A 23,710-nucleotide genomic window follows, 5' to 3' on the forward strand; every position below is an offset into this window, starting at 1 on the left:
GGGCATTGGGCAATGGGCATTGGGCATTAAAGACGCTCAAGTTTTGATGCGCGTTCTAATAGGATTCTTTCGATGTCCCATTCCCCATACCCATTGCCCTATCGTCATGAGCGATCGCTAATTGTACTGTAAAAATAGAACCTTCACACAGTTTACTTTTGACAGATATCGAGCCTCCACAGTGTCCTAGCAGTTGCTGAACAATCGTTAATCCTAAACCGGCGCCTCCCTTGTCTTCTGTTGCCCCTGAACGCACGCGATAAAAGCGATCGAAGATTTTGGGAATCTCGTTTTCGGGAATACCTATACCTGTGTCGCGAAATTCTAGTTGGATATAATTTCTTTGAACCCGGCTAGTGGTAGATGCTTTTTGGATGCCTTCACGCGGGTAAGTTCCGCCTACAAAGGCTCGCACCGATACTTGACCACCATTAGGTGTAAACTTAATACTGTTATGTAATAAATTAATAACAATCTGCCTTAACCTACCAGTGACACATCTAACCGCTGGCAAGTCATTGGGTATGGTGTAGGCGAGGAGAATGCCTTTTTCTTCGGCTAAAGGTTGATAGGTACTGACTACCCCCGGTACAATGTCACTCAGGCGTACTGACTCTAAAGTAGTTAAGTTTAAATTGCGCTCTAATTCTACCAGATCCAGTAAACCAGTAATTAGGGAGCTTTGGCGATCGCACAAACTATTCAATATTTGTAAATAACGTTGTCTTTGTGGCGGTTTTAGATTAGGGGAATTCAACAATGAAAGTGCTGTCTTCATGTGCGTTAGGGGTGTACGCAATTCTTGACACACATTCTTTAAATATTCATCTTTAAGTTCTTCTTTATTGTATTGTTTTTGATTTCGCTGCTGAACTTTGTTAAAACGCCTAACAGCCATTTGCCGATTTATTTCTTCTTGTCGTTGAAGTTGTTTTACCAGCAGGGAACTTATCAATGTTGCATCCGGCATACTTGGACAAATAAAATCAGCCGGGACGAGAGAAAATGAATCTGGTGCAGTTGCTTGTTTTATACCATCTAAAACTTGCTGAATTATTCTTCCTTCAAAAATATTTATCGTTAGTAAAGCTGGGGTTTTATTGCCTTTTACTTTTGTGAAATCGGTTTTGCCTATTTTGTGCGTAGACGCGTTCGCGGAGCGTCTCGTAGAGAAGCCGCTTGTCGTCAGACATCGCTGTGCCAAAATTAAACTAACATACTGCGGTGACAACACCATTAAAAAGTATTCTCGTCGCAGTTGGCTATCTGGGGGTAGTTGCACTTGGCGGTAATGAAGCGATGGAATAATGCTTTTTTCGTCACTAGAAGCCAAATGTCCATTTGAGTCGTCCGAACTTCGGACTTTTCTCCACCTTTGAACCAGATCCACGTCACAACTATAGATGACATCAGACGCTTTTACCCACGAGTGATAACGCGCTAATTCTGATTGCCAAATTTTCTGTGGTGGTAGCTTTACCCATAAAGTGGCTGCAATTTTATGCTCAATTAATAAGTCAATTTGCGATCGCAGCAGCGACAGCAGAGTAGCAGCACTAAGAGGTAGTGGTTGAGGAGGATTTTGTACGCTCAAAGCTAGTTGATATATAGACAGATCCTGAGCTAGAGAAACATTCATTTTGCAAGCACAAGAAAGACAAGGATAAAAAACAAATAGTTACAAAGAGTGATTTTTACCGTTATGAGCACATTTTTTCCCACAATACTACGAAATCAAACGAATGATTAAGTATTATTCACTACCAAGTAGCTAGCTATTGAGAATAAATTTTTACTCAAGATTTAGTACTCACTACAGCATGAAACTAAGGGAGTTTATCATTCTATGTAAATTGTCGCAAGTCATCCTTGATTTTGAAATGGGAACTACACTGTATTTGTTGAAAGTCCCCTACCGATTGGGTTAAATAGGATTAGTTGGAAATGTGCGATCGCTTGTTTGCAAAATGTTAATCAACACAGGGTAAGTAGGTAACTCGTATTTTTCTTCTGCAAGTGCTGCATAGGAACGCATTCGTCTGGGCATTTTAGAACTGTAGCGTAATTGTAATTCATTTAAAACCAGAAATTCCCCGTATTCGGGACTGGTTGCACGGATTAATACATCACCCTACGGGTTCGCAGTCGCTACAACGGGGGGGAACCCCCGCAACGCGCTGCTCACTTTCTCGGCTTATCCATTGAAATTCCCCTGATAAAATTTCACCGGCTCGAATATTGGGAATATTTGTCACCCATCGTACCCAATTATCAGGTGCAAGACTAATTAGTTTTTTAGTGCTGGTATCTGCGGGTTTTGGCATTGTTGATAGATGCACTTTTGGCTGAAAACTTATATTAACTTGGTACAATGGGTAAAATTAAATATTTTCATGTATTCATTTGTCATAAACTCCAATAATACCGCTACCAACTCCTTTCACTTTCTCCACTAATTCCGGTGGTTCTATCACTTTCACATTTCCACCAAAGCCAATAATCCACCGCAATAAATCAAATTCATCTAATGACCATTTAGGTAATACAGCCTGAAATCGATTGGGAAATTCTCTATCATCGGTTTGTTTCAACGAAAATATAGACTTGGGAAGATTGACTTTAAATAATTCCCGCTTGTTGAAGTGCGATCGCTAGAGTTGGTAAACTTCCTTTATCAGTGTTGGCTAAAAAAGGGTGGTGAAGGATAAAGCGAATTGTTCCGATCAAGCGCTGGAAGGGTTCGATATCTGAGTAGGAATGAGTGGAGAATGGGGAGAGTAGAGGAATCTGTGCTTCTAGCTTCTGTTGTCTTATATTTCCAGCTATTACACCATTTTCTTCCAACCACTGCAAGTCTTTGGCGATCGCTTCTTGGTTAGCGTAGATATTGCCGCGCAACTTCGCCATTATAGCAGTAATTTCTTGGATATCATTGGTAAATTCAGGTACATTGCCTAAAATATTGTGCAGCAAATTGGGGTTAGTTGCGTGCAAGTTACCGATACCGGGATACTTGATAATGAGGGAAATCAAGTGCATTAAACGGTCAAAATCAAGCAAATGGCTATAGTTATGAAAGGTGATACCGTTGTGTTGGGTGCGGTTGTGACGGTTGATGATGCGACGTTGCAGGGTTTTGATGCGCTTTTCGATTTGTGCTGCTTTTGCTGCGGTATTCGGTTCAAGTGTTGTGACATCAACTTCTTCGACTGCTGCAAAACCTTCACCTGGAAGCGGTGGAAAGTTTGAGAGTGATTTGGACATGGCTTCGATTATTTCTGGAGGAACCTGGCGATCGCGTTTTTGGTTCCACTCAATACAGGTTTCAATCGGTGTTTTTAGATACCAGGCAATCCAAACGGGAAAGTCAACAGAATCTCTTTTTACTTGTTTTTCTGCCTTGATTAAAAAATCCATGCGGAAAGCGCGTTTGAAGTTAGTTGCGTCGTAGATGACACCTTTACCGGATGCAAGTGCATTTTCAACATTTTCGAGTGCTTGGTTTTCAACTTCATTCCAATTGCCTTGAATGGCAGCATCACCGTAGAGTGCAGCGCGAATTTCGTCGGTAGAGACGATGACATAGTTACCGAGTTTGCAGAGTGCAGTTGCGAAGGTTGATTTACCGCTACCGGGAACACCGATGAGAAAGTGGCAGATATTTGATGCAGACATCGGAATATGAAAGGCAGAAATTTAAGAGGAATATTTTATTGAATTTGCTTTACTTTCTATCCTATGTTTAATGTCTGGGTGTGTCGAGTCCTGAAAAGCGAATGAGGAACTGAGGTACAAATTTATCTGCGTCCATCGGCGTTTATCTATCTTCATCTGCGGTTAATTCAATATTCTGTACGTCATGAATGTGAAGATAAGGTACGGTTTTATCCGATAACGAAGCATACTTTAAATCAGATTGAAACTTGGGGTGAACCACCTGTAATTGAGATTCCCGGTTCGACGATTATTTGAGTTGAGAAATGAAAAAGGGGCAGAATATTCTGCCCCTTTTTTGTGTTTTTATTAATTCCACTTCTCCGAAGAAAAGTGACCCCCACTAGCACCGACCCACAGTGCAAGGTAGTTCCGGTGTTTCCATTAATTCCACTTCTCCGAAGAAAAGTGACTCTGCCCAAATTCCCGTAGGAGAAAACACAGGAGGTTTCCATTAATTCCACTTCTCCGAAGAAAAGTGACGCTCAGAGTTAGCGATCGCCAAGCAAAGGGTTGAAAACACAACCGTTTCCATTAATTCCACTTCTCCGAAGAAAAGTGACTGATGTCCACACCACTACCTTTGTTTGCTCCTGTGTTTCCATTAATTCCACTTCTCCGAAGAAAAGTGACGCAGTAGATAAGTTCACAGGTGAAGTGATTGAGAAGTTTCCATTAATTCCACTTCTCCGAAGAAAAGTGACTGGTGACACTCTTGCCACCTTTCATCCAGCCACCGAAACCATTAAGTTTCCATTAATTCCACTTCTCCGAAGAAAACTGACACAAGAGTGGTTTTCAGCTATGGCGACACCATCTAGTTTCCATTAATTCCACTTCTCCGAAGAAAAGTGACTAGAACCCATCAACTTCTACTCTGAGTGTGCGATGCTGTTTCCATTAATTCCACTTCTCCGAAGAAAAGTCACCCCTCTAATTGAAACCCCTACTCCACCGAATGTCAAGACCCGATTTGCGACGGGGTTTATCACCAGTTGGCTGAAATGACATCTTGGGGTTGTATAAAACGTCTGAAACCTATATACAACAAGATATCGGCGGGGTCAACGAACTATTAGGAGTTTGAAGCACATTGCTTACCCCGTCGCGAGGGTGTGGAGGAGTACTACGGTGTACACACAAGTTATCGAATCACTACCAGTTCTCGAATTACCCCACCCTAACCCTCCCCTTGGAAAGGGGAGCCACTGCGTTGCGGAGGTTCCCTCCGTTGTAGCAAGTGGCGTGAGGGAACTAGATTTTCTAATTTCCCCCCAATCCATCGGGGGGATTAAGGGGGGTAATTCGACTTGTGTGTACACACAAGTATAACCAGCATAGGTTTCAACTCTTCTAGTAGTTTCGTAGTAGCGCGTATTGGCTAAAATCCTGCATTCGGTGTAGGTTGGGTTTGGTTACGTCAACCCAACCTACAATTTTTTTGCAACATTTTAGTCTAGACACGCCACTATCGTGCGTTATGGACACGCCGAAATAACAAATGAGTTCGCCGAAATAACAAATGAGTTCGCCGAAATAACAAATGAGTTCGCCGAAATAACAAATGAGTTCGCCGAAATAACAAATGCGATCGCCGCCGAAATAACAAATGCGTAGGCGTAGCCAGCCGTAGACATCGCCATGATTGCAACAATTTAGCTTTGTCACGCCAGCGTCTTGCACCGCAAATATGAAAGCTGGATGAAGTTTTTCCGACTTGTGTGTACACTGTAGCTCCTCGTAGGAGAGGGGTTGGGGAGAGGTCAGAGTGTATTCAATACTGCTCGGTTAAGCCCAAAAACCTTAACCCGTGTAGGTTGGGTTGAGGAACGAAACCCAACATTTGGGGGGCTTTGTTGGGTTTCGCAGAGCCTCAACCCAACCTACGATTTCCTTAACCGAGCAGTATTGAGAGTGTATTGGATTCAATTGCAAGCCGCTACTAGTACAGTGCGGCGTAAATAAACCATCCATTCAAAACCGCCAAGAAGTCTGCCCTATAAGCTTTTTGACTATTGACTATTGACTATTGACTTTTAACTTTTTCGTCATTCGCACGAAAACCCTTGCGTATTCCTGAGGTACATATGTTAACTTAAATCAGCTTGAATACGACAGCCTTATGGACTGGATTACTACTACTGCAAACTGGATACCCAGCTTGTAGTATAAGTGCTAGCGCTATTATGGATGGCTATTTTTTGGTACGGATTTTAAAGCAAAAATTGATACTCAATTGTCAAACAACAGGACGAAAAAACTTATATGTATAAACCCTGTGGATACCGTAATTAAGTCTACATACACTGTTGTCACCTTTGCGCCAGTACAGGGACATATTGAAAAATCGCGGAAGCTGCGAGATTTACATGGAGCATCGCAGATTCTCTCTTATCTTAGCCAGCAGATAGTCTTAGAAGCGCGAGAAACGACTGAGGTAATTTCGCCGGCAATTATCAACCTTGATAAAGGAATGCCAAATCGGATTTTACTCAAAGGGGAGTTTAGCGAACAACAAGCTCATGATGCCTTGATTGCAGGTTGGAAACGCATACTGCAAGAATGTCGCACTTGGGTAGAAAAGAAACTACCTCAGGAATATCACTGGGAACGGGAATGGCGAAATTGGGGAAACTATGCCTGGGAAGTATTTTGGGGAGAGGGAAATACGATAGAAAAAGCGATCGCAGATTTAGAAACCCATAAACTTTCCCGTGCTTGGACGGCGATTAATTGGATAGGGGAGAGTTCAAGTTTAACAGGTACAGATGGAATTGCATTTCCGGGATTGGGTGCAGAAGATAGAAATCCACGCGATCGCCACTGGAAAGATGAAGACAAACAAATCAAAGAATTCTATAAAAATCTAGCTTGCGTATCAGAGTACAAACGGCTAAACGAAGAACCATCAGGTAAATTTATTGCTCCAAATGAGAAATTAAGCATACCAGAATTAGTTAAAAGGCTTGTTACCAGAGAAGATATAGCCGAAAATCTGGGCATGACTCCTCTTGGTGATAGCTTCAGCGATATTTACCGCCGTCCTGAAAAGGTAACTGAAACAGATAAAGGGCGTTGGACGGGTTGGTTTATGGGAGATGGTGACAAAGTTGGAGACCATTTAAAAAAGTTAGCAAAATTAGAAAATGGTGATGAAGAAATTCAAAATTTTAGTAAAGCGATGCGTCTTTGGGGAGAGAAATTTAGTAATGAATTTCCGAAACAATTAGGACGAGTAGTTTATGCTGGTGGTGATGATTTTTTAGGGGCGATTTACAGCGAAAAAGAGAAAAAAGCCATCCAATTACAAGATGTACTCAACTGGTTGATGCAATTACCCCAACAATGGAAACAACACGAGCAAGATATAACCTTAAGTGTTGGATTTATTTGGGCTGGTCATAGTGTCCCCCAACGAGATATTTTACAACACTGCCGAGAAGCTGAAAAAGTAGCAAAAGCCTTAGGACGTAACAGAGTAACTATCAGAATTTTATTTAATAGCGGACAGTACGTTGAGTGGACTTGTCCTTGGAAATATTTGGGTATTTTGCGAGAATACCGCGATAAGAATCATAAAACCTACTTGCAATGGGAAAAAACTAATTTTGACGACAATGAACAACCAAATTGGAGTCATATATACACTGACTTAGCACAATTAACTGCACGCCATGCCTTTCAAATCGACCGAGAAACTTACAATATTGAGTTTGCAGTCAAATTTTTGGAAATTTATTTTCCTAAAATAGCCAATACATTACTTAATGATCAAATAACTCAAAATATAGTTGGTTTTGGTGAAGAAGCAAACGGTTACGAACGCGCACAAGCCACAGTGGAATGGATAATTAATTTAATTAAAGTTGGCTGGCACTTATGTTCAAATATATAATTTATATTACTCCCTTAGGAATGATGTACGGAAGTGCAGGTGCATTTCTTTCTCCTGAAAATTTGGTTGGTCGTTCTGGTGCCAAATTCCCTCCCGAAGCCGCTACGCTATCAGGTTTAATTTTTAGTATTAATAAAATTAATCAAGAAGGACTACCGAAAAAAGAACAAGAAAAGCTTCAGCAAGAATTAAGTAATAATCTTTTTGTTGCGGGACCTTTTTGGACAACAAACAACAACGACAAGCAAAACTTTTATGTTCCTATACCTTGGTCAAAAATTATTAGTAAAAAAGGTGTAGATGAATGGATATTTGTAGATGGTCAATTCAGCCGCAAAAATCACAGCTTAGAAGATAATATCGAACCAGATTACCAATGGCAAAGAATCACAGCTTGGGAAAATTCAGCCGAACTTCTCAAAGATAATGAATCTGTCGCCACAAATCCTTGGAAATTTGTTTCCTCACTCCACCCCAGCTTAGAATCTAACCAACGATGCGTGAAACAAAAGGACGGATTATTTCTAGAAAACTCCGTGCAAATACCCGAAGATACTTCCATTGTTTACCTCTCCAATTATCCAATTGAAAATGGCTGGTATCGTTTTGGTGGAGAAAACCATTTAGTCGAAATCGAGTGTGAAGAAATCACATATTCTGATGTACTCGAACTATTAAATAAACCTGTAGAACGGACATTTGCTTTAATTTCACCAGGAATTTGGGGTTCAACCCGCTTTTCCTACCGTCACCCCCAACAAGAAAATTTCCCCAGTGCAAATATCCAAATGTTAACCGACAAACCCATCCATTACCGTTATCGCGCCAAAGGACAACTCGGAAGGGGAAGATACGCAGTTCCAGCAGGTAGTGTTTATGTCTTAGAAACACCAATTAATAAACCTTGGTGGGACTGGGATATCAATTGGTTTCCCAACGAAGGCTACAGCTTAAAACGAGTGGGATGTGGTTTGTGTTTACCAATCAAAATTAAAGGAGTTGCTTGATAATGTACAAAAAAGCTTACGGGGTTATTGAAACTTTATCACCCCTACATGTTGGTGCAACTGCGGGAGAAGAAGCTGGTAATTTAAACTTGATTTTCCGCGAACAATTTACCCAAACAGGTATTGTTCCCGGTAGTTCGGTACGCGGTCGTTTTCGTGCAGATATGCGTCAACATACTGGCGAAACTGAGACTAATTACTGGTACGGTGAAGGTGCTGCTTCCGAACAGTCAAACATTAATAACGAGTCAATCATTAAATTTGAACATGCTTCGATAGTTTGGCTTCCCGTATTTTGTCCCGGTCAACCGATTGTATGGGTAACTTGTCCCTATTTACTTAAACGCTATAAACGTATTACAGGTAAAGACTTTGAGATTCCGGATCGCTATACTGGTTCTAGCATTTTAAAAGCACGCGAATCGCGAGGTCAGAAAACCTTATTTTTCAATTTGGGCTTTTTGACAGTTAATAAATTAGAAAACCTCAGTCATTGTTTCCCCTCTGGTAAAGAACAACCTGCGGTTGTCGTCGATGATGCTGATATTTCAATGATTCACGACATGGCATTATATCGCCAAAGTCGCGTGCGTTTGAAAGATAATGAAAAAGTCGTAGATGGTGGTGGTTTTTTCAATACCGAAGCCTTACCTGAAGGAACAATCCTGATTTTTCCCATTGCGATTAAGAAAAATAAAGATAAACCCGATGAAAAATGGGAACCATTCGGTAAAGCTAGAAAAAACGAAGCAGAAATGTATCTTGGTGGGTTAGAATCCATCGGTTTTGGACATTGCGTTATCACTTTGGAGGGGGTATAAATATGACTTGGCAACCCTATAATTTAGACCAACAAGCACAAAGTTTAGTCTTACAATATCGCGATATAGAAGGTGTAATTGGACAATCCCACAAAATGCGGACAACAGTTGCGTTTGGGTTAGAGCGGTTTTGGGGAGAACACCTGCGTTTAATAGCTAAAAATGACTCAAAAGAGCAAAATAAAGGTAAATATTGGCGCGATACATGGAAAAACTTTGCAGTCATTATGCAACCAACTGGTATATTGCTTCCTAAAGAAGAAATACAAAGTCGTGACACGAAAAAGATTCAAGAAACAGCAGAAAAGTTGTGGAATCTTCCCCTTGAAGACCAACGTATCTGTTTAGCTGTTCTCGCGCAATTCTGCGACAGCTTAGTGTGGTGGACTCAGAGATATAAGCTTCCCGGAGGTCATAATGACGCAGAATAACCCCAATAATAACGCCAACGAAGTCCCCTTGATGTTTCAAGCGCAGATTTCTGGACGGGGGCAAACTCAATATATCGGGGACACCACCAATATCAAACGCTGGGTTAAGGAATGGAAAGAGGGTGCTGAAAATCAATCTCCGACGTTTATCTCCCAAGAACACAGTAAAATATTCCAAACAAAAAAATATAAAATTACCTGGCGAATTGTTTCTAATAGCGGACAGGATGAAGATATTATTCGTCCAGTAATTGCAGCAGGGGGATTTCCTTATTATCCCGGTGCAAGTATGAAAGGTGCGTTTTTACGTGCTTGCACTCCAGAACAAAAAAAACGCTATTGCGGGGGAAATACTTCAGATAATCAAACTCAACCTGGTATTTTGCGTTTTCACGGTGGATATCCCCAAGATGATACTTGGAAGGAAACAGAATTAGTAGATGTTATCCATCCCCAACAAGATTGGCAAGTAAAAGAAAATAATCATAAAAACCATTCAGCATTTTTGCAAATATCCCTTTATCAACCAACTTTGATTTTTGGTATTTCTAGTACCATTAAGTTAAAAGAAGATGAAACTGAATGGAATACAATTTGGGGTATCTGGGAAAAAGCTTTAGAGAAAGGAATTGGTTGCCGTGTCAGTGCAGGTTACGGTCAACCTGTAAAACACCCAGAAACTAAATTAGTAACAGTCGGATTATCGGGACAAGGATTAGCATCGAAGCTGATTGATGATGTTGGCGAATTTCGTCCAAACATGTTTAAAGCAGCATTACGCGGTCATACATTGCGGTTATTTAGCGGTGTCACCAATGAACAAACCGCTGAAGAATTAACCCGCGAACTTTGGGGAGGATTTGCAGATAAAAATGCCGTTGTGGGACTTTTAGGAATCGCGTTTAATCCACTGGAACTAGATATTGATTCCTACAGATACAATAATTCTTACATGCCAACATATGAATTGACTGAAGGAGTATTAAATATCCTTTGTTTGCGTCAAGTCCCTGACGATGAAAGAGATAAGTTAAAAAAACTAGCTATTCAACTAGTTAAATTTTCGATGCTTTTAGGCGGTTTTGGTAAATCTTGGCGAAGAGTAGACCATCGCTTAGTATTTGAAGATTATTTAGAAGGGAATAGAAAACCGATGATAGGTTGTCATTGGGAATTTGTAGATAAATCTAAAAACTTCTACATTTCAATAAGGAATCTAAATAGCATCACAAATTTCTTAAATTTTCTCGATAAATCGATTAAAGAGTGGGTAGAATCAAGAGGAAGAAATCTTAATTACCAACATAGTAACTGGCGTGAAGTTTGGCATCCTCAAAAAGTAGAAGTTTGGGCACGCATCGCCGAAGATATTACAGACAGTGAAGCAGTTAAATGGTTTCACGGTAATTACGAAGAAACTAATTCAATTAAAAGCTCAGTTCTAACCGGGAAAATGAGTCAAATCGGCAGAATTTGGCATCGCATGTACCCGCGATATATCAAACCTCAAGATGGTGATATTAAGCGCAAAGGTCAAGAATTTATAGAAATACTAACAATATTTCCTGATAATTCTGATAAAACCTGCGACTTTCTAGACTTTTTAGATACGGATAGCAACTTTACCCAAGTTTGGAAACCAGAGGAAAAAGTATGAGTATTTGGATTGTGACTACTGGTAATAGCGATGTTATTCTCAAGGATGATAAGAACTGGGGTAAACCTGAATTTTATCAAAAAGTTAGGAATGATTTAGAGTGTAAAGAATTTTCTCAACCTGACCGCATTGATAAGGATAAAAAACAAGCAGGTTACACCGCACCGGCAAGAGTTTTAGGTCGGGTATATGAAAATCATTCTAATTCTTATGACTCGGATTTAGATTTTCCACTACTCAATACTTTTCGTGAATATTTTAAAGTTAATAATATTATATTAGAGAGAGTAATTGTACTTTTAACCAACCAAGAAAATATTTTTGAAGAAGAACAAAGATGTTATAAAAAAAGTCCGTATTGGCAGGATACTTTAACATTAAAACCAATCTTAGAATGGTTTTTCCGAGAAAAGGTTAAAAATTTTAATTTAAAATATGATTTTTTAGAATTAGCACCAACATCAGGTCAAGGTTTAGACCATTGGAATGAAACTTATAAATTAGTTGCCAATACTTTAGAAAATATAAAATATAATCCATCAAAACCTGTATATATAAGCCATCAAGCCGGGACACCTGCAATCTCTTCTGCTGTACAATTTGTGGGTTTGAACAAATTTAAAAAAGTTAAATTTGTTCTGAGCAATCAATATTATGATATTAAATATAATCAAGAATTGCGAGCAGAAGAAGTCGAATACTCCCAGCAATCTGAATCTCCAGAAGTTGAATACACCCAGCAAGCAAAGCAAGAAGAAGTTAGTAGTATAAATTCTGAATATTGGCGCGGTATCCAAATTCAAAAGGCAAAGCAATTAATTACTAGTGGTTTTCCTGGTGCAGCATTAAAAATGCTAGATGGGATAGAACGAATTCAACCAGAACTTGATAAAATCAAAATAATGGTAAATTTTTTCAATCTTTATAGTGTTGATAAAAATAGTAGTAAGGATTTTGAAATTGATAACGCCAGTCAGAGAATTGTTGATAGCTTAGAGTTAATAAGCTTTTTCTTCAATCAAAATAATTATTTACAAGGAATTTCTTTACTTGCAGCGGCACAAGAAACTTTTTTGAAGGTTGCAATTATTCATGAAACAGCTAAAATTAGCAATCAATATCGCGGTGTAGCTGCATCCAAATTAATTCGATGGACTTGTCAAGGATTATTTTTAATTAATGATTATGAAGTAGGAAACAAACTAAAACTTACAAAAAGTGATAATCTAGAGAATACTAAAAATCAAATATTGACTTTATTAAATTTTCCAGTTGCTAAACACACTATTAGCTATTATTTATATAATCGTAAAAACGATGGAGCATTAGAATTTACTCGTTTTGGAATGTTGGAGTGGCTACGTGCATTAAATAGCAATTTTAAGCCTTGGGCACATTTAGGGGAATCTGACCTACGCAATCAAATAATGCACAATCTACGCGGGGTGGAAGATAGCGATGTAATTGAATATTTATTAGGGTATCCGAAAACAAAACCTAGCGTTACTAACGTGATGGAAACTTATCACAATCATGTAAAAACACCCTTCTTAGAGGCTATTGATGTTCTCAAACTGCCATGCGATCGCACTAAGCTTCGCAAGCGATTGCAAGAAATTGTAGATTCTTTAGTATAAATCAATCGTCGAGACTGCGCTACTTGGGGTGGAATACCTGCCAATACGGTTCATTTAAGGATTTTTGGTATTGATTTCGGCATATAGAGACGTAGCAATGCTACGTCTCTACAGAGGTTTTCGGGCTTAACACCAAGCGTATTGCACTATAGAGGATTGTGGCATATGCCCGTAAATGCGCTTTTTTTTGAGAAAATTCTGGAATTTAATAATGCCAGAATGAATCTAAACTTAACAGTAAATTCAACTACAAAAAACTGGAAAACTATCAAAATGCAAACAGTAAATAAAGAGCAACTTACCCCCTGTCACAGAATGCCCATTTTACGTCGCGATGACCATCAAAAAACTGCTACGGACAAAATTATGCGCGGTTATATTCAAAAACTTATCATCAGTAGCATTCCATTGTTAGCTCTGAGTTTTGGTGGAGCAATAAACTCCGTTGTTTCTGCTCAAACTTTACCAGCCAATCAACCAATGCAATTAGCGATGGATGGTTGCACTATAAGCGCATCGACAGTCACCAGTACCTATGTGATTGAGGTGTGCGTGAAATCAGATAAAAAAGGTAACATGATTTTGCAAAACCAAAAAACTGGAGAGAAGTTAACTTTGCCTGCGACACAAGTAGATAGAGATGGTAACGTATTTAGTGCTAATGTTACAAAGGCAGAACGAATTAATAATAAAGGTTTTCTTCCTTTCATTTCTCGCCAAACGACTACCTATCTTCTTGATATATCAAAAAAAGAATTCTCTATCACTAAGCAGACTAATTTACCTAATCGTAAAACAGTGCAAGTTGAAAAGACGGGAGCTATCTTAGCAAGTTGAAAGATTGTCAATTTGCTACGAACTTATGCAAAGCTGTAATAAGTGCGTTGTCATGTCTGTCTGAATATTCTTGTGTTTGTGACTCTAACAGCTTTGTTTGATGACTAGCTCCTGTGTGCTTTAATATTTGTTGGCTAAAATAAAGGCGATACAACTCGCAGCTAGGAAGAGCCTGATTGCTATCTAGTTGAACCAGACCCATGCTTTCTAGTTTATAAGCAGCGATCGCGTCTAACTGATTCGAGCGATCGGCACTCACAACTTGTTGCATAGCTGATATCAATTCGGGTTCAGCTTGAAGTAAACTCAATAGTTCTCGTAAATGCTGGCTATAAATACCCACAGGTGTAGAAGCTGTTTCTAATAACTTTTCTAGCGTCATTTCTCCCTGACATAAATGATAAAGCGCTAAACTCGTCAGATATGGATGTCCTCCCACCATTTCTTGTAAAGGTTCAAGGCTTTGCGCTCCTTGTTTTGAAGCTGCCCAAGAAAGTCCATAGCGCTGTGCTAAATTTTGTACCTGCTTCAAACTAAACGGAGGTAATGAAACTGTTACCCCAACATTAAAAGGAGATTGGTTCAGCTTCAGCGGGATATAAATTTCTGTTGTGTGCACCACCACTAACCGCAGTTTTTGCCAAGTCTTATCTTGCTTTGACTGTTCGTGCCAATATCGCAGCATTGGTAAGAAGTCTTGGGCAATATTCGGATGTTCAAAAACTAAATTGACTTCATTCAAAGCCAAGACTATCGGACTATCAATTTGCTCTAATATATATCCCTCAAAATAGATTTTACAGCTGACTTTGCTGCCCATTTCTGCATCCCAGTAATCATCCAAATTGGGAGCGAGGTTTAACTGCCTGCTGATATTAATGCAAAACCAACGTAAAAATTTATCCAGTGAAACAAAAACAGCTTCATCAGCTTCCTGAAAGTCCAAAGTCACAGTTTGATAACCCTGCCCTTTAGCGTGAGCAATAATCCGGTTCAGGAGCGAACTTTTCCCCGTCTTTTTCGGTGCTTTAATCCGCATTAAGCAACCAGGGTGCATAATTTCGCTATAAACAAGTTCTTCCATCGGAGGACGATTGATGTAGACAGGAGAATCCAGCGGCACCGGACCGCTAGGAAACTCTATCTTATTTACACCGACTAAATCAAAAGAACTTTTTTGTACCTTGATGTCTTGTGTGAATTTTTGTTGAGTCTGGTTCTCATGTAAAACAGTTTTGTCTTTGTCTTCGAGCAATTTGCTCAATACTATATACAGATTTTTTTTTGTTATCTTCTCACCCAAAGCCTCTGAAAGCTCTTGCCATAACTCGGAGCCAACTTCCTTAATATAATCGCTAGCGTAACCCGATGCTTTTGCTATTTCACTGTAAGTTTTTCCCTGCCACGATTGACAGAGTACAAACTCCTGAATGGAATCCAGAGGCTTGTGATGTAGAATTCTTCCTATGTCTTTGAGGAGTTCTTCCACGATTAAAAATTAATTAAGTAGATTTACGTATTATTTGCCTGACTGGTGTAAATATACATCTGAAAAGGAATTATAAAAATATATCTTAAGAATGATTTACATAAACTAATAAGTATGGAGTCCTTAAATAAGGTGTTTTTGGTAAAAAGTTTGATTTTTTGGTGGTCAATGAATAATTAATGACCAAGAAACGCCGATCGCTCTGGTGATATTATTGAAAATAAGCCTGGATTGGATATGCTTGCAGGTAAAGTATGGCAGAAATTAAGTTGGTGATTGAGGGTGAAGATGCGATCGCTGCAACAGAGGAGCTTTTAGCAATTCCCGGTATCTCAGGTAACTACAAGGTTAGTGCAGAAGCACCCGAAAGAGAGGGAGTAATCGCAACTGTTGCTAGTATCGTTGGTATTGTTGGGGGAGCGATCGCTATTGCTGAACAAATCCGCAAGTGGTATCAAGAGTATAAAGCAAAACAATCTGGTAAAAGAATTGAAAAGGTGTTGATTGTGGGACGCAATGGCAGACGACTCCTTTTAGAAGATGCAACCTTGGAAGAGATTCGCCAAATTTTAGAATCGTAGTGACGCGATTCATCGCGTCTCCGGAATCGAGGGTGATAAACTTGAGGTAAATACTGAAGTCTCAAAGTTGTAGTGCAAGAATGTGCAAACACTCCACCTCGACCTTAAGCAAGTTGCTGAGAATTACGTAGAGCTACGTTACTTTATTGATAATTCTAACCAGTATGAGAAGCGATCGCTCTCTATAACAGAAATCGCCGATTTGATTAAGTTGGCAGAGCGAGATTATTACGTTTCAGATTTACCAGAGGATTATATAGTAACTGGACGGCGGTTGTATAACTGGTTGGATGGGAGCGATCGCACTCTGCAATCCATGCTAGATAAGTATAAGCGTGAGGGGATTGTTTTAGCGATACAGACGCGATTAATCGCGTCTCTACAAAACGCGTCTCTACACCATCTGCCTTGGGAAGTGCTGCACGATGGGGTTAGCTTTTTGGTGCAGCGTGTCCCGGCTATTGTCCCGGTGCGGTGGGTGTCGGATAGCACGGTAAAAAAATTGACAATTGAAGGGGAACCAGAAAACCGAGCTTTGCAAGTTTTGTTTATGGCAACTTCGCCGCTGGATGTCAAACCTGTGCTGGATTTTGAGGGAGAGGAAGCACGGATTCTCGAAGCGACAAAGCGGCAACCTTTAGCTTTGACCGTGGAAGAAAGCGGCTGTTTATCGGAGTTGGGTTATTTAGTCAAGAGTTACGACAGTGGTTATTTTGATGTTTTACACCTGACGGGTCATGCTACTCTACAAGATGGGCAACCGCGCTTTATTACAGAAACGGCAACAGGTGAAGCTTACTATGCCAGTGCTGGGCATATCGCCCAAGAATTACAATTTCGACTGCCCAAACTGATATTCCTCTCTGGTTGTCGCACTGGGCAAGCTGGCAATTCTGGATCTGTGCCGTCGATGGCAGAAGAGTTGCTGAAATCCGGTGCAAAAGCGGTTTTGGGTTGGGGTCAAAAGGTTTTAGATCCTGAAGCTACAGCCGCAGCTGCTGCATTGTATCAAGAATTGTCTGCGGGAAAGCAAATCACCGAAGCTCTTGCTTGTACTTATCAAGCATTAATTAAGAAGAAAGCACGGGATTGGCATTTATTGCGGTTGTATGCAGCAGGTAATTTACCAAGTTCATTAGTTACACCTTTGCGGACTCGTGGACGGAAACCAGCACCAGCGCTTTCTGTTTCTACCCAATTTTTAGATCCTGCGGGTAAGGTGAAAGTCCCGACGCGGGAAAGTTTTGTTGGTCGTCGTCGGCAATTGCAAAGTTGTTTAAGGGTGCTGATACAATCAACTGATGAAGTTGGGGTGTTGATTCATGGCATGGGCGGTTTGGGTAAAAGTAGTTTAGCAGCTAGGCTTTGTGACAGACTACCGAATTTTGAGCGTGTTGTTTGGTTGGGACACATTGATGAAGCTAGTTTGGTGAGTCGCTTAACAGAAAAGTTGGATGACAACGAACAACGCAAGAGCTTACAAAATTACGATGAAGAATTGAGATTTCGGCTGAAGCGAGTTTTCCAGCAGTTGCATGAGGAAGCAAAGCCGTTTTTGTTGGTGCTGGATGACTTTGAAGGGAATTTGGAACCCCGCAATGAGAGTTATGTGCTGCAAACAGAAGCAGCAGAGGTAATGAAGGCTTTAGTTTGGGCAATTAGAGAAAATTACACTTCCCACCGCATCATTATTACTTGCCGTTACGACTTTGAATTTACGCAGTTGCAGCATTTCCACAAGCAGCCGTTGGATGCACTGCAAGGGGCAGATTTGCAAAAAAAGTTTAATCGCCTCACTGCCTTTGGTGTTAAATCTCAGGTGGATGAGGGGTTAAAATTGCAAGGGCAGAAGTTGGCGGATGGGAATCCCCGCTTGCTGGAATGGTTGGATAAGATTCTGCAAAATACAACTGTTGATGTGGCGGCAATTTTGAATCGGTTGGCAGCAGATCCGGTGGAGTTGCGAGAGCAAGTTTTAGCAGAAGCGCTGCTGGAACAGATGGATACAATTATGCGGGAGATGTTGTCACGGGGTTTGGTGTTTGAGTTGCCAGTACCGAGGGAAGCTTTAGCCGCAGTTTGTGAGAATATTCCCAATTTGTCACATTATATTAGTCGGGCTGTGGCGTTGGGACTGTTGGAAGTTAGCCATGATGGGGCGTTACGAGTGCCGCGCATTTTGCCTGTGCAGTTACCGGAAGATGAGGAAGCTTTGCATAAGCAAGCGGCTGAGGTGTTGTATCGCCTTTGGGGGCAAGAGGTGGAAACCTCTAGCGAGGAACATGCCTTAGAAGTTCATCGCTTGGCGTTGCGGGGGAAGGTAGATAATATTGTTTTAGACCTGGCAAGGTTGGCAAGGCTTTGGAGAAATCAAAGCCGATTTCGGGAAGCTGTTCAACTGTGCAAATCAACTCTAGAAATTGCTGAAGATCACTTAGTTTTACATGAGTTAGCTTGCTCTGAAGAAAGACTAGGTGAAATCAGTAAAGCCCAAAAGCATTATCAACAAGCCCTGGATAGCTGTCCAGCAGAAGACGAAGAAGAAAAAGCAGGAATTATTCACAACTTGGGAAATCTCAAAGCTAATAGCGGAGAAATAGAAGAAGCGATCGCCCTTTATCAACAATCCCTTGCGATCACAGAACAAATCGGCAATGTCCAAATGAAAGCAACGACTTTGAATAGCTTGGGACTGCTAAAAGCTAATAGCGGAGAAATAGAACAAGCGATCGCCCTTTATCAACAATCCCTCGCTCTCATTGAACAAATCGGCGATGTCCAAATGAAAGCAGGGACGTTGAATAACTTGGGAAATCTCAAAGCCAATAGAGGAGAAATAGAAGAAGCGATCGCCCTTTATCAACAATCCCTTGCGATCACAGAACAAATCGGCGATGTCCAAATGAAGGCAGTGGCGTTGAATAACTTGGGACTGCTAAAAGCCAATAGAGGAGAAATAAAAGAAGCGATCGCTTTTTATGAACAATCCCTTGCGATCACAGAACAAATCGGCGATGTCCAAATAAAGGCAAGAACATTGAATAACTTGGGACTGCTCAAAGCCAATAGCGGAGAAATCGACGAAGCGCTCGCTTTTTATGAACAATCCCTTGCGATCACAGAACAAATTGGCAATGTCCAAGGTCAGGCGATGACGTTGAACAACTTGGGACTGCTCAAAGCCAATAGCGGAGAAATCGACGAAGCGATCGCCTTTTATGAACAATCCCTTGCTCTGAGTGAACAAATCGGCGATGTCCAACTCAAGGCAACGACGTTGAACAACTTGGGGGGAATCAAAGCCGATAGGGGAGAAATAAAAGAAGCGATCGCACTTTATCAACAATCCCTGGCTATCAATAAACAAATCGGTAATATCCAAACTAAGGCAGCGACGTTGCACCAATTGGGGATACTCAAAGCTAATAGCGGAGAAATAGAAGATGCGATCGCACTTTATCAACAATCCCTTGCTATCAATGAACAAATCGGTAATATCCAAACTAAGGCAGCGACGTTGCACCAATTGGGGATACTCAAAGCTAATAGCGGAGAAATAGAAGATGCGATCGCACTTTATCAACAATCCCTTGCCATCGCTGAACAAATCGGCGATGTCCAAACTAAGGCAATGACATTGGGGCGGTTAGGGCATATAGCAGAGCAACAGGGCGATTACAATAAAGCTTTAGATTATTTGCAGCCAGCCTTGGAGATATTGCAGCGTATCCAATCTCCTGATGCTGAGGCAGTTAGGCAAATGGTAGCGAGAGTGCAAGGTTTAATTGGTAATTCGTAATTCGTAATTAAGAAAGTCAGCATTTAATTTGGCTTTTCAGGTTGGCATCTGTCGCCTATTTTGAAGAATTGGTGTAAGCGATCCGCCTATTTTGCGTTAAGCTGACTCATCCACGAGGCTTTTAGCTCCATTAATGAGTCTTTGAACTCCATTAATGAGGCTTTTAGCTCCATTAATGAGTCTTTGAACTCCATTAATGAGTCTTTTAGCTCCATTAATGAGTCTTTGAACTCCATTAATGAGTCTTTGAACTCCATTAATGAGTCTTTGAACTCCATTAATGAGTCTTTGAACTCCATTAATGAGTCTCTGAACTCCATTAATGAGTCTTTGAACTCCATTAATGAGTCTTTGATACTCGTTCACCAGTTTTTTAGACTTGTGCCTTGCTTGTCACAGCTGGCAGCCGATATAATTCAGCCCGAAGCACATTCTAAACCAAAGAATCTGGATCTACACCGAGGGATTTTAGACGCTCTGCCAGTATTTGAGCGCGTTGTTGTGCTTGTCGCGCTTCTTGTTGTGCTTGTTGAACCCGTTCTTCTGGTGTTAATAAACGCTGCCCTTGCTCGTCATACCAGTAAAGCCACTCGCGTGTAATACCTAGATATGTCCCCCGTTCACAGCCAATTCCTAACCCTATTTCCGGTAGCCAAACGGGATTTCCTCGCTGTAATTGATACTTGCCATTTACTAAACGATACACTTCTAAAGATGCTTTTCTTCGCCGTTGGGGGTTATAAACGACATAATATAAAACTTCTAACTGAGCATAAAATTCTTTTTTGGTGCTGTATTCCCCACGCCGTTTATGAGACACCACCTCTAGTACCATAGTCGGTACGCGCTGTTCTTCCCAAAGTAGATAACTTAAACGCAGATTCTCATCAAAAATCCGTTCAACTCCCAGACTCAAAAACCCATCTGGTACAATTGCCGGTTGATCGGGATCGTAATAAATCCCCATATCAATGCCAAAGAACCAGTCCATACGGTCTGCCCATACCATAGCTAGTATGGCTTTGAGTAAACCGGAAATCAAATTTTGTAATTCGTTATCCACAGGGGTATCGTCAGAGTCCGGCAAATCCTCGGCGGAGGGTAAGCAGTCCAGCGGATCGTACTGTAGCATGATCTGATTGCTATTTATCTAATACTTTGATCATATATAGCTGTCTCTTAGATCCCCGACTTCTTAGAGAAGTCGGGGATCTGGACACCGGGAATTTTCACTACTGGCTATTAATCATCACAACAATAGTAGATAAAGGAACTTCGGCAAAATACTCACGCTGAAATTGTTCTTCTCGCACTGCGGTTAAAAATAGTTCAACAGCAGCATCGGCTTGAGTTTCCGCAATATTGGTAGAATGGAAGCTCATTTGCAAGTTACGGTCAAGTCGAGTGATTGTGAATCCTAAGTATTTTAAAGCTCTAAATCCAAAATACAAAGTCTGGTCTTTAATGCCGAGTTTTTCTAAAAGCTGAACGCGAGTAACTGGTTGATTTGTGCGACTGAGGTATTTAGCAATTCCCACAAGGGTAAGCCAAATTTGCTCAGGTTGTTGCTTTTCAGGTTTCGACCAAGCGATCGCTAGTTGTTGTTGATTGTAAAGCGATCGCCTTAACCACACTCTTAAATCATTCCAGCTTGTGGGACACTCTTTAACTAAAAATGCTGAATCTTCTTTAATAGAAACATTTCGCCAGTCTACTATTAATGCTGAGGGATTAAGCGCGTGCTGAAATAAAGTTGAGGTTTCACTTTTTCGCACGGCAATTAATCTGATTTCATAGCGCTTTTTAAAGGTGTTGTAATCTAATTCAGCGATACAATCACACCTTCCCATTGGTAATTCCTCTTTGTAGTGTCCCCACCAAATCCCAGGAAAACCGCTTCTAATAGAATCATCCCGAATTTCAAAATCTGTTTTAATATACTGTACCTTTTTCCCCCGCGAATCTTGCTGATTGCGATTCCAAGAATTTACAAACCAGCAATTTTCAATCTTCAGTTTCGGTACAGGGTTTCCCATTCCGCACGGTTCAAGTAATTTCAGTTCATAAAATAACTCTTTGCCCAACTCTGCTACCGTTACAGCTAAGTCTGCTTGGATTGTTGCTGTCAAAGTTGCCCCACCTAAAGTTTGCCGCAAGCGTTGATTAATCGCTTCTGTAAATAAAGAAATATTCTCCACCGGCAAACTCAACCCCGCTGCAAAGGGATGTCCCCCAAAGCGATGTAATAAATGTGCTTGGTCTTTTACCAATTGATACAAGTCAACTGAGTTTACTGAACGGGCAGAACCTCTTGCGAGAGGAGGGGGAGATGAGGGAGCAGGGGGAGCAGGGGAAGCAGGGGGAGCAGGGGGAGATGAGGGAGCAGGGGGAGCAGGGGGAGCAGGGGGAGCAGGGGGAGATAAATTAATTACCTCATCTCCCTCATCTCCCTTATCTCCCTCATCTCCCTTATCTCCCTTATCTCCCTCATCCCCCACTCCTCCCACACTCTCCGTACTCAACAAAATTGTCGGTCGTCCTGTGTCTTGTGCTACTTGCCCAGCAACTAAACCTAAAACACCAACTGCCCATTGAGGATCTTCTAAAACGATGACGCTGGTGGTTGATAAGTCTAACTGAGCAAGCTTTTGCGTTACTTGTTGAGCAACGTCTTTCTGTAAAGATTTACGTCTGCTGTTGGCTAATTCTGTTTCTTCTGCTAGTTGATTTACGTGCTTCTCGTCGCGACTAGTCAGTAGTTCTACGCAAAAAGAAGCATCGCCTTGAATACGGCTGACAGCGTTGATTCGTGGACCCAAACCAAAGGAAATATCTGTAGGGCGATCGCCACTTTTCTGGCATAATTCTAATAATCGCCCTACCCCCGGACGCCTTCTGGTTGCTGGAAGCTGTTTAAAGTCTTCTTGCAATCTTTGAATTCCCAATTGCGCTAAGTAACGACAATCTCCACTTAGCTGTACTAAATCCGCAATTAAGCCCACTGCCACTAAATCTAATAAATCTTCTAGCGGTTGTTGAGGTACTTTCGGTAAGCTTTGATAAAGCGCTTCAACCAATTTGTAAGCTACCGCCACCCCAGAAAGATGAAATAATGGATGTGTATTTGCCAGATAACGGGGATTGATAATTGCTGTAACTGGTGGACGTTCAGCGGGTAATGTGTGGTGGTCTGTAACAATAATATCTATGCCTTGTTCTTTAGCATAAATAATTTCACTGATATTTGTGCTGCCAGTGTCGCAAGTAACTATTAATTTGCAAGCTTGTTTTGCCAGCTTATCAATGCCTTGATTGTTGAGTCCGTGGGATTCTGTTATGCGGTTGGGGATGTAGTAATTTAAGTGGGTATTCTGGGGAAAAAACTGTCCTAAACCATCCCACAGCACCGCAGTAGAGGTGATACCATCAGCATCAAAGTCTCCCCAAATAACGATTTTTTCCTTTTCATCCCGCGCTTGTTTCAAACGTCTCACCGCTAACAGCATTTCTTCGCCAAACTCAAAGGGACTCGCGGGTTGATAAGCTTGAGGATTGACAAAATTAGCTAGTTGTGTTGTGTCTTTGATGCCGCGTTGCCATAATAACTGCGCTGCGTAATGTCCGCTTTTATTGGGGGTGTAGTGTTTCACCGCTTCGATGAACCATTCTGGTGGTTGTTCAGTTGCGACAATATTCCACTGCTGTTGCATTTAAATAAATTAGAAATTAATAATCTAAGTAAGTAGGCGTAGATTAAGTAATGTAAAAAATATTGAGATTATTTCGTAGTGAGGGCTTCAGCACTCATTTGAGTGCTGAAGCCCTCACTACAAACCTTTAAT

At 40.9% G+C, this 23,710-nt stretch carries 17 protein-coding genes, 1 pseudogene and 1 CRISPR repeat array; of the genes and pseudogenes, 10 read left to right on the plus strand and 8 right to left on the minus strand.

The genetic code is table 11. The features are described 5' to 3' along the window. Positions 1-55: 55 nt before the first annotated feature. From TOL9009_RS0107960 to TOL9009_RS0107980, 4 genes and pseudogenes are all read right to left on the minus strand, one after another. Positions 56-1,639 (minus strand): DICT sensory domain-containing protein, encoded by a 1,584-nt coding sequence (locus tag TOL9009_RS0107960; RefSeq protein WP_029632334.1) that lies wholly within the window; start codon positions 1,637-1,639, stop codon positions 56-58. Positions 1,640-1,936: 297 nt separating this feature from the next. Then, positions 1,937-2,324 (minus strand): annotated as a pseudogene (locus TOL9009_RS38540) (hypothetical protein); the annotation flags it as partial. A gap of 75 nt (positions 2,325-2,399) precedes the next feature. Continuing rightward, positions 2,400-2,591: a WCX domain-containing protein gene (locus TOL9009_RS0107975; protein ID WP_029632336.1), complete on the minus strand. Its 192-nt coding sequence runs from the start codon at positions 2,589-2,591 to the stop codon at positions 2,400-2,402. A gap of 28 nt (positions 2,592-2,619) precedes the next feature. After that, on the minus strand, positions 2,620-3,675 hold the full coding sequence (locus TOL9009_RS0107980) for an ATP-binding protein (RefSeq protein WP_029632337.1): 1,056 nt from the start codon (positions 3,673-3,675) through the stop codon (positions 2,620-2,622). A gap of 341 nt (positions 3,676-4,016) precedes the next feature. Beyond that, positions 4,017-4,643: a CRISPR direct-repeat array (repeat unit 36 nt; unit sequence GTTTCCATTAATTCCACTTCTCCGAAGAAAAGTGAC). A gap of 544 nt (positions 4,644-5,187) precedes the next feature. On the opposite strand from TOL9009_RS0107980, the gene TOL9009_RS47010 reads away from it, so the two are divergent. From TOL9009_RS47010 to TOL9009_RS0108020, 8 genes are all read left to right on the plus strand, one after another. Continuing rightward, on the plus strand, positions 5,188-5,331 hold the full coding sequence (locus TOL9009_RS47010) for a hypothetical protein (protein ID WP_186227504.1): 144 nt from the start codon (positions 5,188-5,190) through the stop codon (positions 5,329-5,331). 661 nt (positions 5,332-5,992) lie between these two features. Further along, positions 5,993-7,609: a Cas10/Cmr2 second palm domain-containing protein gene (locus TOL9009_RS0107990; protein WP_038296239.1), complete on the plus strand. Its 1,617-nt coding sequence runs from the start codon at positions 5,993-5,995 to the stop codon at positions 7,607-7,609. Next, entirely contained in the window at positions 7,594-8,616 is a 1,023-nt protein-coding gene (locus TOL9009_RS0107995) for a hypothetical protein (RefSeq protein ID WP_029632339.1), read from the plus strand. The genes TOL9009_RS0107990 and TOL9009_RS0107995 overlap by 16 nt, the downstream gene beginning before the upstream one ends. Positions 8,617-8,618: 2 nt before the next feature. After that, positions 8,619-9,437 carry a type III-B CRISPR module RAMP protein Cmr4 gene (gene cmr4 / locus TOL9009_RS0108000; RefSeq protein ID WP_029632340.1) on the plus strand — a complete coding sequence of 273 codons (819 nt, stop codon included), beginning with the start codon at positions 8,619-8,621 and terminating at the stop codon, positions 9,435-9,437. Between the two features lie 2 nt (positions 9,438-9,439). After that, complete coding sequence (locus TOL9009_RS0108005) at positions 9,440-9,868, plus strand: hypothetical protein (protein ID WP_029632341.1); 429 nt, start codon at positions 9,440-9,442, stop codon at positions 9,866-9,868. Continuing rightward, the gene (locus TOL9009_RS0108010) at positions 9,855-11,525 is read left to right on the plus strand and encodes a hypothetical protein (protein WP_029632342.1); all 1,671 of its coding nucleotides are present in this window, start codon (positions 9,855-9,857) and stop codon (positions 11,523-11,525) included. The genes TOL9009_RS0108005 and TOL9009_RS0108010 overlap by 14 nt, the downstream gene beginning before the upstream one ends. Further along, complete coding sequence (locus tag TOL9009_RS0108015) at positions 11,522-13,162, plus strand: hypothetical protein (RefSeq protein WP_029632343.1); 1,641 nt, start codon at positions 11,522-11,524, stop codon at positions 13,160-13,162. Before TOL9009_RS0108010 ends, TOL9009_RS0108015 begins: the two co-directional genes overlap by 4 nt. 273 nt (positions 13,163-13,435) lie before the next feature. Beyond that, positions 13,436-13,999, plus strand: a complete 564-nt coding sequence (locus TOL9009_RS0108020) for a hypothetical protein (protein ID WP_144238176.1) — start codon at positions 13,436-13,438, stop codon at positions 13,997-13,999. A 7-nt stretch (positions 14,000-14,006) separates the two neighbouring features. On the opposite strand, the gene TOL9009_RS38545 is transcribed toward TOL9009_RS0108020, so the two are convergent. Continuing rightward, entirely contained in the window at positions 14,007-15,488 is a 1,482-nt protein-coding gene (locus tag TOL9009_RS38545) for an AAA-like domain-containing protein (RefSeq protein WP_051502836.1), read from the minus strand. Between the two features lie 254 nt (positions 15,489-15,742). Here TOL9009_RS38545 and TOL9009_RS0108030 point away from each other — a divergent pair, with 254 nt between their 5' ends. Both TOL9009_RS0108030 and TOL9009_RS0108035 read left to right on the plus strand, forming a co-directional pair. Continuing rightward, a complete protein-coding gene (locus tag TOL9009_RS0108030; RefSeq protein WP_029632345.1) occupies positions 15,743-16,069 on the plus strand; it encodes a hypothetical protein in 327 nt (108 codons plus the stop codon). A gap of 82 nt (positions 16,070-16,151) precedes the next feature. After that, positions 16,152-19,868 (plus strand): tetratricopeptide repeat protein, encoded by a 3,717-nt coding sequence (locus tag TOL9009_RS0108035; RefSeq protein WP_029632346.1) that lies wholly within the window; start codon positions 16,152-16,154, stop codon positions 19,866-19,868. 86 nt (positions 19,869-19,954) lie between these two features. Here the strand turns inward: TOL9009_RS0108035 and TOL9009_RS47015 are convergent, their stop codons facing one another. The 3 genes from TOL9009_RS47015 to TOL9009_RS0108050 form a co-directional block, all read right to left on the minus strand. Continuing rightward, the gene (locus tag TOL9009_RS47015; RefSeq protein WP_038296240.1) at positions 19,955-20,209 is read right to left on the minus strand and encodes a hypothetical protein; all 255 of its coding nucleotides are present in this window, start codon (positions 20,207-20,209) and stop codon (positions 19,955-19,957) included. Between the two features lie 92 nt (positions 20,210-20,301). Further along, a complete protein-coding gene (locus TOL9009_RS0108045; RefSeq protein WP_029632348.1) occupies positions 20,302-21,000 on the minus strand; it encodes a Uma2 family endonuclease in 699 nt (232 codons plus the stop codon). Positions 21,001-21,100: 100 nt separating this feature from the next. Continuing rightward, on the minus strand, positions 21,101-23,578 hold the full coding sequence (locus tag TOL9009_RS0108050) for a single-stranded-DNA-specific exonuclease RecJ (RefSeq protein WP_029632349.1): 2,478 nt from the start codon (positions 23,576-23,578) through the stop codon (positions 21,101-21,103). Between the last annotated feature and the right edge of the window lie 132 nt (positions 23,579-23,710).

The sequence above is a fragment of the [Scytonema hofmanni] UTEX 2349 genome, from assembly GCF_000582685.1.
GTDB lineage: Bacteria > Cyanobacteriota > Cyanobacteriia > Cyanobacteriales > Nostocaceae > Hassallia > Hassallia hofmanni.